Origin of the sequence: Corynebacterium parakroppenstedtii (assembly GCF_019754935.1) — a bacterium.
GTDB lineage: Bacteria > Actinomycetota > Actinomycetes > Mycobacteriales > Mycobacteriaceae > Corynebacterium > Corynebacterium parakroppenstedtii.
In genome coordinates this window covers 250,062-265,951 of the sequence record NZ_JAGSOA010000003.1, presented here as the reverse complement: position 1 = coordinate 265,951, position 15,890 = coordinate 250,062, and the positions used below count along the sequence as shown (strand labels likewise).

General features: G+C 59.2%; 11 protein-coding genes. 9 read left to right on the top strand and 2 right to left on the bottom strand.

Going from position 1 to position 15,890, the window contains the following annotated elements:
• Window positions 1-111 precede the first annotated feature (111 nt).
• Window positions 112-1,617: a hypothetical protein gene (locus tag KCQ76_RS09795; protein ID WP_221914861.1), complete on the bottom strand. Its 1,506-nt coding sequence runs from the start codon at window positions 1,615-1,617 to the stop codon at window positions 112-114.
• Window positions 1,618-2,006: 389 nt separating this feature from the next.
• On the opposite strand from KCQ76_RS09795, the gene KCQ76_RS09790 reads away from it, so the two are divergent.
• The 9 genes from KCQ76_RS09790 (at window position 2,007) to KCQ76_RS09750 (ending at window position 12,442) form a co-directional block, all read left to right on the top strand.
• Window positions 2,007-2,300 carry a GlsB/YeaQ/YmgE family stress response membrane protein gene (locus KCQ76_RS09790; protein ID WP_046201957.1) on the top strand — a complete coding sequence of 98 codons (294 nt, stop codon included), beginning with the start codon at window positions 2,007-2,009 and terminating at the stop codon, window positions 2,298-2,300.
• A 507-nt stretch (window positions 2,301-2,807) separates the two neighbouring features.
• Window positions 2,808-3,236 carry a hypothetical protein gene (locus tag KCQ76_RS09785; protein ID WP_146003215.1) on the top strand — a complete coding sequence of 143 codons (429 nt, stop codon included), beginning with the start codon at window positions 2,808-2,810 and terminating at the stop codon, window positions 3,234-3,236.
• Between the two features lie 129 nt (window positions 3,237-3,365).
• The gene (locus tag KCQ76_RS09780) at window positions 3,366-3,791 is read left to right on the top strand and encodes a DUF488 domain-containing protein (RefSeq protein WP_046201958.1); all 426 of its coding nucleotides are present in this window, start codon (window positions 3,366-3,368) and stop codon (window positions 3,789-3,791) included.
• 466 nt (window positions 3,792-4,257) lie between these two features.
• Complete coding sequence (gene dnaK / locus KCQ76_RS09775) at window positions 4,258-6,135, top strand: molecular chaperone DnaK (RefSeq protein WP_046201959.1); 1,878 nt, start codon at window positions 4,258-4,260, stop codon at window positions 6,133-6,135.
• Entirely contained in the window at window positions 6,132-6,893 is a 762-nt protein-coding gene (grpE, locus tag KCQ76_RS09770; protein ID WP_414017603.1) for a nucleotide exchange factor GrpE, read from the top strand. Before dnaK ends, grpE begins: the two co-directional genes overlap by 4 nt.
• Window positions 6,894-7,516: 623 nt before the next feature.
• Window positions 7,517-8,545: a PTS sugar transporter subunit IIC gene (locus KCQ76_RS09765; RefSeq protein WP_046202133.1), complete on the top strand. Its 1,029-nt coding sequence runs from the start codon at window positions 7,517-7,519 to the stop codon at window positions 8,543-8,545.
• An 803-nt stretch (window positions 8,546-9,348) separates the two neighbouring features.
• Window positions 9,349-10,596: a molecular chaperone DnaJ gene (gene dnaJ / locus KCQ76_RS09760; RefSeq protein WP_046201960.1), complete on the top strand. Its 1,248-nt coding sequence runs from the start codon at window positions 9,349-9,351 to the stop codon at window positions 10,594-10,596.
• 168 nt (window positions 10,597-10,764) lie between these two features.
• A complete protein-coding gene (locus KCQ76_RS09755; RefSeq protein WP_041629054.1) occupies window positions 10,765-11,175 on the top strand; it encodes a heat shock protein transcriptional repressor HspR in 411 nt (136 codons plus the stop codon).
• Window positions 11,162-12,442 carry a hypothetical protein gene (locus KCQ76_RS09750; protein WP_052722292.1) on the top strand — a complete coding sequence of 427 codons (1,281 nt, stop codon included), beginning with the start codon at window positions 11,162-11,164 and terminating at the stop codon, window positions 12,440-12,442. The genes KCQ76_RS09755 and KCQ76_RS09750 overlap by 14 nt, the downstream gene beginning before the upstream one ends.
• A gap of 46 nt (window positions 12,443-12,488) precedes the next feature.
• Here KCQ76_RS09750 and KCQ76_RS09745 read toward each other — a convergent pair whose 3' ends face one another.
• On the bottom strand, window positions 12,489-15,890 hold the full coding sequence (locus tag KCQ76_RS09745) for a pyruvate carboxylase (RefSeq protein ID WP_046201961.1): 3,402 nt from the start codon (window positions 15,888-15,890) through the stop codon (window positions 12,489-12,491).

The following is a 15,890-nucleotide window of genomic DNA, read 5'->3' as shown; positions in this document are numbered from 1 at the left end:
TGTCGGTGTTTTCGGGTGCGGGTGTCGCGTTTTTATCGGAAGAGCTCACCCGACCACTATGCCACGCGACAGGGCCAAAAGTGTGAATTCGTTTTTAATGACCAACTGTGGCTAATTACCGATGTAGATGTGGATATCGTCGTCTTTATTTTTGCAGCGCACGAGCCCGGGTTTGAATTCTTGGCATTCCAGTTTGAATGTCGAATCAGAAATGGGGCTCTCTATGGTAATGCTCCCTCGGTCGTCCTTAGGAGTGTCGTTATAGACCTGGCGCGCCGTGTCCGCCACGGAGCAGTCCCACCCGACCGGGATAGCAGAGCGCGTGTATTCGCCCGTGCTGCTGCCGCATATTTGAACTTGGCGCGCATCGAGATCGATATTTTGCCCGATCGATCCTTTGATTGTCTTTCCACCTGGGGTTGGGAAGTTCTGCTGGGGTTGATCAGCTTGGTTATCTTCCGACGGAGCGGTTGATGTTTTTTCCGACGAACCAACGGTGAAATTATCGTTATTAGCCATCCAAATAGCGCCGAATAGTGCCGCAAGAATTAAGACAGCGACGACGAAGACCAGTGCTTTTGCGGGTGTGGTGGCAATCCAGTTCTTGAACTTTTCTTTCCGCGAATTTTCTGCGGGTTCCTGGTCGGCGTCGGTCTGATCGTTGGAGTGATCGGTGTCTGCTCGGTCAGTGGTTGCTTCTTTGCTCCCGTGGGAGGCGGCTTGTGAGCCTGCCTGGCTAGAGATAGATTGGCCAGAGGCAGCTGCCGATCCCCGACCTGCAGCATGAGACGTTGTGTTTCCTGCTACGGTTTCCGACGTGTTGGATGCTGAGGGAACCTGTCGTCCTTGGTTGTTATCTTCCTTGCCGACGCTTCCCCGACCGGCGTTTTTACCACCCGAGCCGTTTTGAGGTTGAGCCTGGGATACGCTCCCGACGGGGCGCGATCCGTGCGGCTTGGTGTTAGGTGACGGGTGATATGCGTCGGATGTCACTGTCGAGGGTTTGCCGTTTGCTGAGTTTCCCGTCGTTGGGCTACTAATTGCGCCGTCCTGACGACGCTCAGAATCCTGCTGTGTGGAATCCGATTGCACAGAGCTGGTCGGTTGCGCAGAGTTTGCCGGTTGCGCGGAGGTATCAGATTCTGCGGAATCGTCGTCCGATGATGTGGTGTGGCTATTAGCCTCACGCATCATTTCGGGAGTGATGACGGGGAAACCCGCCGCCCCATTCGTCGAAAATCCGCTTTGTGTGTTCGGATTGTTTGATTTAGCGTCGTGCGCCTTTGGCTCGTCAAATGCGCGGTCTTCGCCGAGGGAATCATTTTCGGGAAGGACATCGCGAGCAGTCGGAACGTCGGCAAACTCAGCATCGATAGGGGCATTGGTCGAAGAACTGTGTGAAGAGCTGGGCTCAGTGGTGTCCTGACCTCGTTCTTCCCCTGGGTGCTGAGTTCCCTCTGCACGCTGTTCTTGCCCTTGGCGTTGTTCTTCCGCACGACGCTGTTCGAATGAGCTGCCCGAGTTGGGCCGGTTTTCTGTGAAAAACTGGTCATTGGGTTGGTTGGAATAGCCTTCCGAATCAGACCGTGAAGTCGGGTCGGAGGGGGTTGTGCTCATTCGTCATCCTCGGGCTGTAAAAGTGATACGGGACAATATACATGCGGGTGCAGGGTCCCACAGTAATAATGCGATAACTAGCTTAGTGTTTTTGTATACGCGGCGTGAATGGGGCGGGTACGATGTCGTTCCCGTTGGCTGCGCTGGTCGTGGCGGGAAAATGGCATTGCTTGTCAAACGTTGGCACGTTTCTGTTTCCCGATTACTCGCTGTACTTTCTACCGACACATAAGATTTCCTAGTAAACTCTGTTGTGACGAGGCTTGTACATGGTTTTGGAGTAGCTCATGTACTAGCCATCCGGTATTCCTCGGGCATGACTGTGGCGGAAGAACAACGCAGTTTCCTCATCAGTGGCCCGTTGTAAAAATATGAGAAAGGTTTGACTGATGAACGAAGTTATTTTGGCTGCGGCATCCGCTCCACCGCTCGGAATTATTGGGTGGATCATTATCGGTGGCCTCGCCGGATGGATCGCATCGAAGATCATGGGTACCGACGCTCAAATGGGCGTCCCGCTCAATATCATCGTTGGTATTATCGGCGGTTTCCTCGGAGGATGGCTGCTCGGTGCAGTCGGATTTGATGTCGAAGGTGGAGGAAAGTTCTTCAGCTTCCTTACCTGTTTGCTTGGTGCGGTAATCCTTTTGTGGATTGTTGGTCTAGTAACCAAGAAGAGGTAGAGAATAAAAACGTAGGGTGTTCGCGATACACCGCGCGGAGTGACAACGTAAGCGTAAGGCTTTAAGCGAGTACCTGAGTACATGCTCTACGAGCCCGGAGCTAGAGTCGATCTAGTTCCGGGCTCGTAGTGTTTGCCCGTGAGGTATTACATGGTCAACGGAATCCACTCACTGTGATCCCGTATTGAGTGATCCAACGTTGGGAATGATCTCAGAGTGGCGCATAGTGAACTTTTTACTAAACGTAGGTGAGGGGATCGGTTAACACGATGTCTGGTGAATACATGTCTGAAAATATGTTTGGTGGTTTCATGCCGGGTGAATGCGCGCCGGGTGAATGCTATGTCTAGGGCGAGAATGTATCGGCACGTGGGTGCTCGCGATCTCTTCGACTATGTAACGTCCGCGGCCAAACAATGTTCCTCTCGTTACCATCATGCATCTGGCCATCATCACGCGTCGGGTTTTCGCCGACGAGTTGATAGGTCCACGATTAAAAAATGGCTGGTGAGTAAATTCGCATTCAATAAGGATCATGATTGCTTTTCACATGAGAAAAAGCGGCACAGGTATTTAGGCGCCGGCCGCCGTGCCGATTGCGTACTGGCGGGAATCCTGTTTGTCATGGGCGCAGCTCTCATCCCGTGGATGATAATTCTGCTGTTCACGATGCCATTCCCGGGCGTGCTGGGCTGGATTGCTTTGGATTGCGCAGAAATAGCCGCCCTATGGACAAGCGCCTGGTGGGTGCTCAAGCGCCGACCCCACGCTGCTGCGGGTTTGTGGGGTGTTGCTGCTTTATTGCTTGTCGACGCAATTGCCGACGTGACCACGTCGTTTCCGAATATCGGCAGTGCCGTTGTGACCATTCCGGTGGAATTGTTTGTGAGTGGTTGGGCCGCATGGTGTGCCTATGCGTGGGGGAAGAGCGTCTGATCGTGCGGGTAGAGCTTTTTCGCGCGGAAGAAAACATTCGCGCGGAAGAGGCCAGTCGCGTCGGCTGAGGCCATTTACGTTCGGGGTGAAAAGGCGTAAGTGTGGAGTGAGAGCGCAGGAGGTTATGCCATGATCACGACGGAAAAGATTCACGATCACCCGGCGGAAGGGGAGGGGACGCGGATTCTCGTGGACCGGCTGTGGCCGCGCGGGGTGAAGAAAGCCACGGCGCCAGTTGATGAATGGTTGAAGGGCCTCGCTCCCTCACCGGAGCTGCGGAAAGACTGGGGCCATGACCCAGCGCGCTTTGCTGAATTCGCGGATAGGTATCGCTCTGAGCTGGATGAGCGCTTGGCCAGCTATAAAGACGCCACCGCATCGGGTGGCGACGGCGACAGCTCGGACGCCGACTCCGATTCGGAGGCTGCTCAGGTGGGGGAGTTATGTGATCGGGCAGCGTCGGGAGGAAACATCATCTTGGTCTTTGCAGCGAAAGATCGTGTGTTTAATCATGCCGTTGTTCTGAAAGGGTGGCTCGATGAGCACACGCGTTAATGGTGTGTGCGCCGACGATAGCCCTGCCGGTGCGCACACTAAAACTTCCCACGGGGGCTCAACCTTGTGCGGGAAACGTCGGCCATCAAGGTCGGCTATGCACACGGGAACGCGCGAAAAACGTCGGCTATGGACACCCGCCACACATACGGGGAGCCACTTCCGTGCACTAAAAACACCATCCTGACCAGCGTCGATAAGAAAAATTGAGTCGTGTGGAATAACTTTGAGCACGTCGTCGTTACATCTAATGTCGCAAGGTTGAGCGAGTAAGACTCAAGTTAGCTTGACAAGCCTGAGTCTTCTGGGTCAGACTGTGACAGGTCGTTGAGTCTGATTCACTCAGCCTCATACAAATACGTAGATGCTCCGGGTGAGATCACGGGCAGGACCGCAGGCGAAAGCCGAGAGCGGCCGCCGAATGATCCGCCGGGCACAACAAATGTAACGAAAGGAAACACAGATAATGGGACGTGCAGTTGGAATTGACTTGGGTACTACGAACTCAGTGGTATCCGTTTTGGAAGGTGGAGACCCCACCGTTATCGCTAACTCCGAGGGCTCGCGGACGACGCCGTCGGTTGTAGCTTTTTCGAAGAACGGCGAGGTGCTCGTTGGGCAGTCGGCAAAGAACCAGGCCGTGACCAACGTTGACCGCACTATTCGCTCAGTTAAGCGCCACATCGGCGACGACTCCTGGAATGTCGATATTGACGATAAGAAGTACACGGCGCAGGAGATTTCCGCCCGTATTCTTCAAAAACTGAAGAGAGACGCTGAGAGCTACCTCGGCGAGGACGTGACCGACGCCGTTATTACCGTCCCGGCTTACTTCTCCGACGCTCAGCGTCAGGCGACGAAGGACGCTGGCCAGATTGCAGGCCTCAACGTGCTTCGTATTGTGAACGAGCCGACGGCTGCCGCGCTGGCGTATGGCCTTGAAAAGGGCGAAGACGACCAGACCATCCTGGTGTACGACCTCGGTGGCGGTACCTTCGACGTCTCCCTCCTGGAGATCGGCGAGGGTGTTGTTGAGGTCCGCGCAACCAACGGTGACAACAAGCTCGGTGGCGATGACTGGGATCAGCGCATCGTTGACTGGCTGACCGACAAGTTCAAGTCATCACACGGCATTGACCTGACCAAGGACAAGATGGCTATGCAGCGTCTGCGTGAGGCCGCTGAGAAAGCCAAGATTGAGCTGTCTTCCTCGCAGCAGACCAGCATCAACCTGCCGTACATCACGGTTGACGAGGACAAGAATCCGCTCTTCCTCGACGAGACGCTGTCCCGCACGGAATTCCAGCGCATTACCCAGGATCTCCTGGACCGCACCCGTAAGCCGTTCCAGCAGGTTCTTTCCGACGCCGGCATTTCCGTTTCTGACATCGACCACGTGGTTCTCGTCGGCGGTTCGACCCGTATGCCAGCCGTCACCGACCTGGTCAAGGAGTTGACCGGCGGTAAAGAGCCGAACAAGGGCGTTAACCCGGATGAGGTTGTCGCTGTCGGTGCTGCTCTCCAGGCCGGTGTGCTGCGCGGCGAGGTCAAGGACGTTCTGCTTCTGGATGTCACCCCGCTATCCCTCGGTATTGAAACCAAGGGCGGCGTGATGACCAAGCTCATCGAACGCAACACGACCATCCCGACGAAGCGGTCCGAGACCTTCACCACGGCGGAAGACAACCAGCCTTCCGTTCAGATCCAGGTCTTCCAGGGTGAGCGCGAGATGGCGTCGGCTAACAAACTGCTCGGTTCCTTCGAGTTGGGCGGAATTGCGCCGGCTCCGCGTGGTATCCCGCAGATCGAGGTCACGTTCGACATCGACGCCAACGGTATTGTCCACGTCACCGCGAAGGATAAGGGCACCGGTAAGGAAAACACCATTAAGATCCAGGACGGTTCTGGCCTATCCCAGGACGAGATCGATCGCATGGTGAAGGACGCCGAGGCTCACGCGGAAGAGGACAAGAAGCGTCGCGAGGAGCAGGAAGTTCGCAACTCTGCGGAGTCCATGGTTTACCAGACCCGCAAGTTCGTCGACGACAACAAGGAGAAGGTCTCCCAGGACATCCAGGACAAGGTTGAGGAAGCTGCCAAGGGTGTCGACGAAGCCCTGAAGGGTGACGACATCGAGGCCATCAAGTCCGCTGTTGAGAAGCTGTCCGCAGAGTCTCAGGAGATGGGCAAGTCCCTGTACGAGTCCGAGGCTGCCAACGGTGGAGCTGCCGGTGGCGCAGGTGCCGCAGGTGCCGCGGGTGCCGACGCTGGATCTGACAACTCCGACCCCAACGTTGTTGACGCCGAGGTAGTCGACGAAGACAAGAAGGATGATGACAAGTGAGTCTAGGCAACGACATGCCCGATGACCCGGGTGCGCCGGCCAACACAGACCCCGAAGGCGCATCCCCCAACGAGGCCGAAGCTGCGGTGGACGAAGCCCGCCTCGCACAGGAAACGCCCAACGGAGACGCTCCGGAAGGGGCCGTCGACGGTGAGAACGTTGCCGAAGAGCTTGACGACATCGACGCTGAAGTAGATGGTCTTCAAGACGATCCCGACGTAGCGGTCGAATCCGCCGAAGACGATGCTGCCCGCGACCTCCAGGACGAGGGGCAAGAGCCCGTTGATGATGGTGCTGGTGTGCCTGGTGCTGGTGTGCCTGGTGCTGGTGCCGCGTCCCCCGTCGAGAAGCAACTCGAAGAAATGACTGCCGATCTGAAGCGAGTCTCCGCCGAGTACACCAACTACCGGCGTCGGGCTGAGCGCGATCGGGCGGCCACATTCGAGCTGGCCAAGGCGCAAGTCGCGAGTGACCTCCTGCCTATGGCGGATGACTTCGACCTTGCGGAAAAGCACGGCGATTTGAAAGAGGAAGGGCCACTCAAGGTCTTCTCGGACAAATTCACCAAGCTGATCGCGGATTTGGGTGTTGAAAAGTTCGGCCAGGAAGGCGATGCTTTCGACCCCAACTTCCACGAGGCCGTTCAAGACATGTCATCTGGCGACGAGAAAACCGTGGCGACGGTTCTGCGCGCCGGGTACCGAATGGGCGACCGCGTGTTGCGAACAGCAATGGTCGTGATCGGCGATCCAGAGTGATTGGGCCGGCCCTGACCATGGGTCATCGTGAGTAACCCTTATCTTTAGCTCTTATCTTTAGCCCGGGTGGTTAATAGCCGCCCGGGCTTTTTCATGCGTTGATGAGCGTTGGAGCTGGATGAGTGCAGCGCGTTGCTCGTGCCTGCTTTCTCCTCCGTCGCCTCCTCGTAGTGCCCCGTAGTGCCCGTAATACGCAGAATTGCAGCCCCAGTAGCTTACTGAAACAAAATATCCTTCACTGGCGAATTAAATAGAGTCCCGGGCATACTATGTGCACAGCTGGCCCAATCGTCGGCAGTACATATAGGCGTCTGCGTGAAGCGCAATTCTTAGGTGCAATTCCTGGGTACGAGGCCGATCCCGCGATGGCCGCCATGAAACATGGCGTAGTCGTCGTACAAAACGGGTGAAGCCACCGTCCCTTTTTGGTATGGTCTCCTTTCACAATTAACTCCGCGCAGTGAGCCACTAGTTTCCCGCCTAGTTATCAGTTCCCCAATGATGGAAGCTTTATGAAAGAAGCAGCAGCCCCTGAGCAACGTGTTCAGCTTGACGAATCACCTATTAACAACACTCAGACAGGGGAGCGGTATTCGCCCCGAATGGGTTTGGGCGAATTCACCATGAATGTCCTCAACGGCATTTCGGTTGCCGTTGTTGTGGCATTGGTGCCCCAAGCGCTGTTAGGAGAGCTATTCAAGGCCCTGCTTCCCGTGTTCCCGCAGGGGAAGGAAATCATCGGGATGGTGTCCGTCGCCTCCAGTATGTTGCCGATAGCCATCGGCCTCCTGGTTGCGATGCAATTCAAAATGACGCACATTCAGACCGCCACCGTCGCGATCTCGGCCGTGATGGGATCGGGTGTCGTCAAGGGGATAAATTCCGACGGATTCCTCCAGCTCAAAGGTACCGGGCTGGTGATCAACACCGGCCTGACCGCTGCCTTTGCCGTCATCATGATTCTCCTCATTGGTGACAGGCTGAAGAGCTACACCATCTTGGTACTTCCGCCGACGGTCATCGTGATAGCCGGTGGTCTCGGTAAATTTGTGACGTACCCGGCGGTGCTGGTGTTCACGAAGTGGCTGGGGGACCTCGTCGTCGGAGCGGCGGATCTGCAGCCCATCGTGATGGGGCTGATCCTGGGCATTGCTTTCGGCGTGATGATGGCATCGCCAATTTCGACGGTCGGTATTGCCACCGCTATCTTCCTGTCCGGTATTGCGTCGGGCGTGGCGAACGTTGGATGCTGCGCCGTTGCCTTCACCATGATGTGGGCCGGGTGGAAAGTGAATGGGCCGGGCGGATCGCTTGTGCATGTGGTGGGATCCGCGAAAGTTCAGGTTGCCAACATGATGCGACGGCCTGTTGCGCTGTTGCCGGCCATAGTTGCGTGCGGCGTTAGTGGCATTGTGGCGGGCATTTTCCGGGTGCAAGGTACGCCCATTTCGGCCGGGTTCGGGATTTCCGGGCTCGTTGGGCCGCTGGCAGCGCTGAATGCCGAGGGCTGGGGATGGAGTGTTCGGAACATCCTGGTTGTCGTGCTTGTTTACGCGGTCGTGCCGTGTGTATCGGCGTATTTCGCAGTCAAACTCTTCGATAAGAAGCTCGGCATGACGAACCAAGATATGTATGCCTTGAAGTTCGACTAAACCTCTGTGGGGGGAGCGATCAGAGATTTAGTCGGCGGGGGGCGGGGCTTGTGATTGGTGAGTGTAACCAGTCTGGGTGGCGCCTGGTGTTTGTGGGGGATGAGCTGGGCTTTTTGGGGTGGGGATCTCCGGGTCCAGGCTGCCTTCCGTGCTTAGGGCCTAAAACTGCGGCGGTATATGGCGGGTCTATGCGAGAACTGCGGGGGTATATGGTCAATTTTCGGCCGATTTCCGCCCATATACCTCCGCACTTTAAAACGTCCCAATATTCCCCCGTAGTTTTCATGCTCCACTCAGGTCGGGACGACGCCCGACGGCTCTCGGGCGTGTGACTTGCCGGCTTTGTGATTCCCGGCCGTGCCTTATTCGCCGGTTCTTTGCCCCGTCGCACTTTATTCAGGACTGAATCATGAGATGGGCCGGTTCAAGCTCCGGCCTAGAAAACGTGGCTCGAGCCTGGAATATTTTCCCTGTTTGAGCCGTTATTCCCAATGTAAAGTTAAGTCTACTAGACTCAACCTTGAGGGTTGGTGAGCAAGCCATGTGTGTGGTGGTGCTAGTTTGCCCTGCGGTTTTGGCATGCGCTGACGACGGCCGTGCGTCCGGAACCACGGGCACAAACCCCGACGCCAGCCGGGCGGCAAATGGCCGGAAGTGATCGGCTAACGCACCACGAAGGTGCCGCAATGCCATAACGCGCCACGTGGCACCCCACACGCCCCACGGCGCATCAACCCCATCAACCAACACAAGACAACAACAGTAGCAAGCAACAAAGCGACAAATATCGGAAGAAGGCAAAGATGACGGCTCAACGAGAATGGGCAGAGAAGGATTATTACAAGGACTTAGGAGTTTCTCGCAGCGCCAGCGAGGACGAGATTAAGAAGGCGTACCGCAAGATCGCGCGCGATAATCACCCGGACAGCCACCCGGGCGACTCCGCCGCGGAGGAGCGGTTTAAGCAAGCCAGCGAGGCGTATTCCGTCGTCGGCGATGCCAAAAAACGCAAGGAATACGACGAATTGAAGGATATGCTGGCTTCTGGTGGCCTCGGCGGCTTCGGTGGCAGCGGCTTCAATAACGGCGGCTTTAACTCGGGCGGATTCGGCGGCCAGTACGGGTCGCCTGGAGGTTTCCGCACCACATTTAGCAATTACGACACGGGCAGCGGCTTCTCCGCCTCCGACCTATTCGGCGGCGGGTCCGGCGGAGGCATCGGCGATATCCTCGGAGACCTCTTCAACGGCCGGGGTAGCGCGTCTGCTGCCGCCAGCCGTGGCCAGCGCAACCTGCGCGGTGCCGACGTCGAAACGGAAATTACGTTGGATTTCCGTGAGGCTACCAAAGGCGCCACGGTGCCGATCCGCTTGACGAACCCCTCGTCGTGTCAGGAGTGCCACGGTTCGGGCGCGAAACCTGGGACGTCGCCGCATACATGTTCGACGTGTAATGGCAAAGGTGTCGTGTCCGATAATCGCGGCGCGTTCGGGTTGTCGCGGCCGTGCTCCGATTGCGGCGGCACGGGCACCAAGATCGACGATCCCTGCCCAGCATGCAAGGGCAGCGGTGTGACCAACCGCACTCGGACGATTACCGTGCGTGTGCCGTCGGGCGTTGTCGATGGCCAGAAGGTTCGCTTAGCTGGTCAGGGCGAGGCGGGAATGCGCGGCCGTCCGGCGGGCGATTTGTTTGTCACGGTACATGTGCGGCCGGACAAGCTCTTCACTCGCAAGGGCGACGACCTGCGCGTCACCGTCCCGGTTAGCTTTTCTGAGCTCGCGTTGGGCGGGGTTGTCACAGTGCCGACGCTGGACAACAAGGTTCGCGTCAAGATCCCCGCGGGCACTAACGACGGCCGTACGCTGCGTGTTCGTGGCCGCGGTGTGCCGAAGCGTAATCAGAAGAACGGCGACCTTTTGGTGACGGTGAAGGTGGCGGTCCCTCCGAAGCTGGACGAAGGGGCTGCCTCTGCGCTTCGTAGCTACGTGGCCGAAGAGAAGCGCCTGGGCTTTGACCCGCGCGCTAACTGGCCAGGGAAGGAGGGGTAAGTCATGGCTTCGAACTCTGATCGACGACGCAACACGACGGACTCCTCGAGCGCTGGCGGAGCTGGCGGTACGCGTGGGGCTGGCGCTGGCGCCGAAACACGTGGCGGTGAAAGCCGCGCGACCAGCGACACGTCCCGCCAAACGCACACCAGAGGACATGGGCAGCCGCTGGGCGAGGTACGTCGGGAAGAAGTTTATGTCATCTCGGTGGCGGCCGAATTGACCGGACTCCACGCTCAGACGCTCCGCACCTACGACCGCATGGGGCTGGTCACGCCCGAGCGGACGCGCGGAGGTGGGCGTCGATACTCGCCTGATGACATTGAGATGCTTCGCGAAATACAGAAGCTTTCTCACGAAGATGGTGTTAATCTCGCGGGGATACGGGCGATCATTGACCTGAAGTCTCAGGTGGATGAGCTGCAGGCGGAGAACCACCAGCTTCGGGAGCGGTTGGCTCGTATGGAAGCTCAACACGGCAGGTCACGTGGGGAAATTGTGCATGTGCCTCGGTCTACCGCTGTTGTGATGTGGGAACCAGGGGCTCGCCGTAGAAAGGATAGGCGTGATAGAAGGTAGCCGGCCGCGCGGCCATGACTCCGTGGTGCAGGATGGCGACGCCGTTGACGACGATGTGGCGCAGGACGCCACCGGAGTCCATGAAGCATCCCTGGTCCCCGTGGTCACTGTCCTTCAAACTGACGGATCGCGTTTCGTCGACGCCGTGTTTACTCATCTTTTCGCCCGCCGCCCCTCGTTTATCCGGCGGCTCCCCGCGGACTTATCGCAGCTTAAACCTAGTTTTCGGCGCGCGCTGGTACATGTGTACGCCAAGCAGGCGACAGGGAACGGGCTGGATCGACGCACACGGCGCTTCCTCCGGCACCTCGCCGAAGACCACCGCAGCTTCGGCGTCGAAGCCCCCGACTACGTCGCAATGGGGGATGCCATTATCGACGCCGGCCGCGAGATCATCGCGCCGCAGGTCACGTCGGAAGAATTCGAGCTCTTCGCGATGGCAACCGGCCAGATCATCGGCCTCATGGAGGAGGGCGCGGCCGAATACAGCGAAGTCCCCGTGCGTTGGGGTGCCACCGTCCTGGATGTTGACCACCGGTCCGACGCCATCACGGTCGTTCGGCTCGCCGCGGACTCGCCGATCCCGTACCGCGCCGGACAGTTGGTGCCGGTCCTGGCCCCGCAGTCGTCGGGTAAGCGGAAGTGGCTGGCGCCCGCTATTCCGCACAGCGACGACGGGCTGATCGAGTTTCACCTCGAAGTCCCCCGGCCCGAAGCGCCTGGGCAGCAGGCGCTAACCGGCAGTTCAGCGCTGGTTTTTGACCTCGCCCGCATGACTCGTCCGGGCGATGTGTGGGAGATCGGCGCCGCGCGCGGCGCCATGACAGTCGATCTTCTCGACGGCTCACGCCCCGTGTTGATGGTGGCCCACGGTGCCCATCTGGCGGCGATTCGCGCCATCATCCTCGATCTCGCGGCGAAACCGTCGCCGCGGCAGACTCACCTGTTCTTCGGCGCCGAGTACCCCAGCGACCTCTACGAGCTCCGGACGCTCTGGTCATTCGACACGGCCATGGACTGGCTGACCGTGCATCCTTCGTCGGCGCATGCGGAGGAGGACCAGTTCGCCCGCATGTCCGCTTACGCTGTCGCGCCGCGCGATTTCGTTGTTCGGGAGGGTATTTCACTTGCCGACGACGTTATGGCGCGCGGCCCGTGGCTCGGCCATGAAACGCTGTTGGCGGGGCCGAAGACGATAGTGGGGGACATCAAACGGAAGCTCATGGCGTCGGGCATGAACCCGGCGCTGATCACGATGACCGCGTAGACGTTCGCGACGAGGGGCACGTGCGCCGCGCCCACCCACGAGCGCGCTACGCGATAACCACCACGAGGTCGCCACCGTCAACGTGGAAGGTCCCGTCGGAAATAATGCGCTCGATGGTTCCATCAACGGGGGCCGTGATGCTGGCCTCCATTTTCATCGCCTCGATCACCGCGATCTTGTCGCCGGCGTGAACAGTGTCGCCTTCGTCCACGGTCACCGTGACATTGCCCGCGTATGGTGCGGCGACATGGCCGGGGTTGGAGCGGTCGGCTTTCTCCGCGGGGTTGACGTCGGCTTCGACGGATTCGTCGCGGACAAAGACGGGCCGTAGTTCGCCATTGAGGAAGCACATGACGGTTCGCACACCGCGCGCGTCGGGCTCCGAAATGGACTGCAGCTGCACAATAAGGTCAATACCTTTAGTCAGCTGAATCTTTTGCTCTTCGTTGGGGTATAGGCCGAAGAAGAACTGGTTCGTGGACAGTCGGCTGACCTCACCATATTCGTTGCGGTGCGTATCAAAATCAGCCGCGGGACCGGGGAAGAGCAGACGATTCAGCGTGTTCCGACGATCCTCTGACGACCCATTCAAGTGGTCCTCATCCTCGGCCGATACTGGCGTGATCTCCGGTGTTTTCTCCCGACCCTTGAGGGCTTGGGTACGGAATGGTTCGGGCCATCCACCGGGTGGAGTCCCCAGCTCACCGTTGAGGAACCCGATGACCGAATCCGGGATGTCATAGTCATTCGGATTCGCAGCGAAGTCCGCCGGATCAATACCCGCCCCGACCAGCTGTAACGCCAGGTCGCCGACCACCTTGGACGAGGGCGTCACCTTCACCAGGTGCCCAAGCATCTTATCGGCCGCGGCATAGGCGTCTTCGATTTGCTCGAAGTTGTGCTCCAGCCCCAGCGCCGTCGCCTGCGCGCGAAGGTTCGTCAGCTGGCCACCAGGGATTTCGTGGTTGTATACCCGGCCCGTTGGGGCAGCGAGCCCCTTGTCGAACGGCGCGTACACCGAGCGCACGCCCTCCCAGTACGGTTCTAAGGCGCTCACGGCCGCCAGGTCCAGGCCGGTGTCGTACTTTGTGTTCGCCGTGGCTGCGACGATGGCCGACAGCGACGGCTGCGAGGTCGTCCCCGCCATAGGAGCCGAGGCACCATCGATAGCATCCGCGCCTGCCTCCCACGCAGCCATGTACGTGGCCAGCGATCCACCGGCAGTATCATGCGTGTGAATGTGAATGGGCAGGTCGAATTCCTTACGCAGCTCGGTGACAAGCATGCGCGCCGCCTCGGGGCGGAGCAGTCCGGCCATGTCCTTGATCGCCAGAATGTGCGCGCCCGCGTCCACGATGGTGTGCGCCAGATTCATGTAATAATCCAGCGTGTAGAGCTTTTCATTGGGGTCGGCGACGTTGCCGGCGTAACTCATCGCCACTTCCGCCACGGCGGTCCCGGTTTCCCGGACAGCATCGATGGCGGCCTTCATCTGGCTGACGTCGTTCAGGGCGTCGAAAATTCGGAAAATGTCGACGCCAGAGGCGGCAGCTTCCTTCACGAACGCCTTCGTGACGGTCTCGGGGTAGGGGGTATATCCGACGGTGTTGCGCCCGCGGAGCAGCATCTGGATGCACACGTTCGGCATTGCTTGGCGCAGGCGGTCCAAACGCGCCCACGGGTCCTCCTTGAGGAACCGCATGGCGACGTCATAGGTGGCGCCGCCCCACGCCTCGACGGACAGCAGCTGGGGTGTCGTGCGCGCAACGTGACCCGCGGCGGCAACGAGGTCGTTCGTGCGGACGCGCGTGGCCAGCAACGACTGGTGCGCATCGCGGAACGTCGTATCGGTCACCGCAACACCGCGGCGTTGGCGTAGCTCCTGCGCGAATTTTTCGGGCCCGAGCTTCAGAAGCCGGTCGCGTGATCCCTCGGGCAGCGGGGCCGACGTGTCCAGCGTCGGCAATTTATCTGCCGGGTTGAGAGTGGTCGCGCGCTCACCGTTCGGCTTGTTCACCGTCACAGTGCCCAAGTACCGCATGATCTTGTCGGCACGGTTGGCGTACGGCTTGGTCGTGAGCAGATCGGGGTGATCAGCGATAAACGACGTGGTGAAATTGCCGGCACGGAAATCGGGGTTATCCAGAACACCGCGAAGGAAGCGAATGTTCGTCGCGACGCCCCGAATGCGGAATTCATCAAGCGCGCGCCGGGCACGATGGACAGCGGAGTCGAAGTCTCGCCCGCGGCAGGTGAGCTTGACCAGGAGCGAATCGAAGTGTCCGGTGACCTCGGCGCCCGTTGCGGTACCCCCGTCGAGGCGAATACCGGAACCGCCCGGCGACCTGTAGGCCGTGATGTACCCGGTGTCGGGGCGAAAGTCGTTGGCGGGATCCTCCGTGGTGATGCGGCATTGCATCGCGGCACCGTGGAAGGAAATAGTGTCTTGAGTGAGTCCAATCTCGGGCAGCGACGCGCCCGCCGCGATCTGCAGCTGCGCCCGGACGATGTCGATATCCGTGATTTCCTCGGTGACGGTGTGCTCGACCTGCACGCGGGGGTTCATTTCGATGAACACGTGGTTGCCGTCTTCATCAACAAGGAATTCGACGGTTCCCGCCCCGCGGTAGTTGATGTGCCGCGCGAAGTTCACCGCGTCGGTGCAGATGGCCTCGCGCTGTTCGGGCGTCAGGCTAGGTGCGGGCGCGAGTTCCACTACTTTTTGGTGGCGACGCTGCACGGAACAGTCGCGCTCAAAGAGGTGGACGACGTTGCCTTGCCCGTCGGCGAGGATCTGCACCTCGATGTGCTTCGGATTGACTACTGCTTGTTCAAGAAAAACGGTGGGGTCGCCGAAGGCGGTTTTGGCCTCATTGGATGCTGTCTCGCATAGCTCGCGGAGTTTGTCGCGCGAGGGGATGAGGCGCATACCACGCCCGCCACCCCCGGCAACGGCCTTGACGAAGAGTGGGTAGGGCATATCCGATTCGTCAGCCAGGCGTTCTAGCTCGTCGAGGTCATCGGTGGCGGGGGTATCGCCGAGGGTGGGCAGCCCAGCTTCTTTCGCATTGTGGATAGCGGTGGCCTTGTTGCCCGTCATGTCGAGGACGTCGGCGGTGGGGCCGACGAAGGCGATCCCCTCGCGTTCACAAGCGCGCGCGAGCTCGGGGTTCTCGGAGAGGAATCCGTAGCCGGGGTAGATGGCTTCGGCTCCCGAGTCTTTGGCAACGGAGATGATTTCGTCGACGTCGAGGTAGGCCTTAACCGGGTGGCCTTCTTCTCCGATTTCGTAGGCTTCATCAGCCTTGATGCGGTGGGAGGAGTGTCGATCCTCCCAGGGGTAGACCGCGACTGTGCTGGACTCAAGTTCATGGGCAGCGCGGAACGCGCGGATGGCGATCTCGCCGCGGTTGGCGACGAGGACCTTGGAGAAGTGACGTACTGGCAT

What these genes read in the sequence shown, in the direction of transcription:
- KCQ76_RS09795 (WP_221914861.1), bottom strand. Translation starts at nt 1,617, where the DNA reads ATGAGCACAACCCCCTCCGACCCGACTTCACGGTCTGATTCGGAAGGC.
- KCQ76_RS09790 (WP_046201957.1), top strand. Translation starts at nt 2,007, where the DNA reads ATGAACGAAGTTATTTTGGCTGCGGCATCCGCTCCACCGCTCGGAATT.
- KCQ76_RS09780 (WP_046201958.1), top strand. Translation starts at nt 3,366, where the DNA reads ATGATCACGACGGAAAAGATTCACGATCACCCGGCGGAAGGGGAGGGG.
- dnaK (WP_046201959.1), top strand. Translation starts at nt 4,258, where the DNA reads ATGGGACGTGCAGTTGGAATTGACTTGGGTACTACGAACTCAGTGGTA.
- KCQ76_RS09765 (WP_046202133.1), top strand. Translation starts at nt 7,517, where the DNA reads ATGAATGTCCTCAACGGCATTTCGGTTGCCGTTGTTGTGGCATTGGTG.
- dnaJ (WP_046201960.1), top strand. Translation starts at nt 9,349, where the DNA reads ATGACGGCTCAACGAGAATGGGCAGAGAAGGATTATTACAAGGACTTA.
- KCQ76_RS09745 (WP_046201961.1), bottom strand. Translation starts at nt 15,890, where the DNA reads ATGCCAGTACGTCACTTCTCCAAGGTCCTCGTCGCCAACCGCGGCGAG.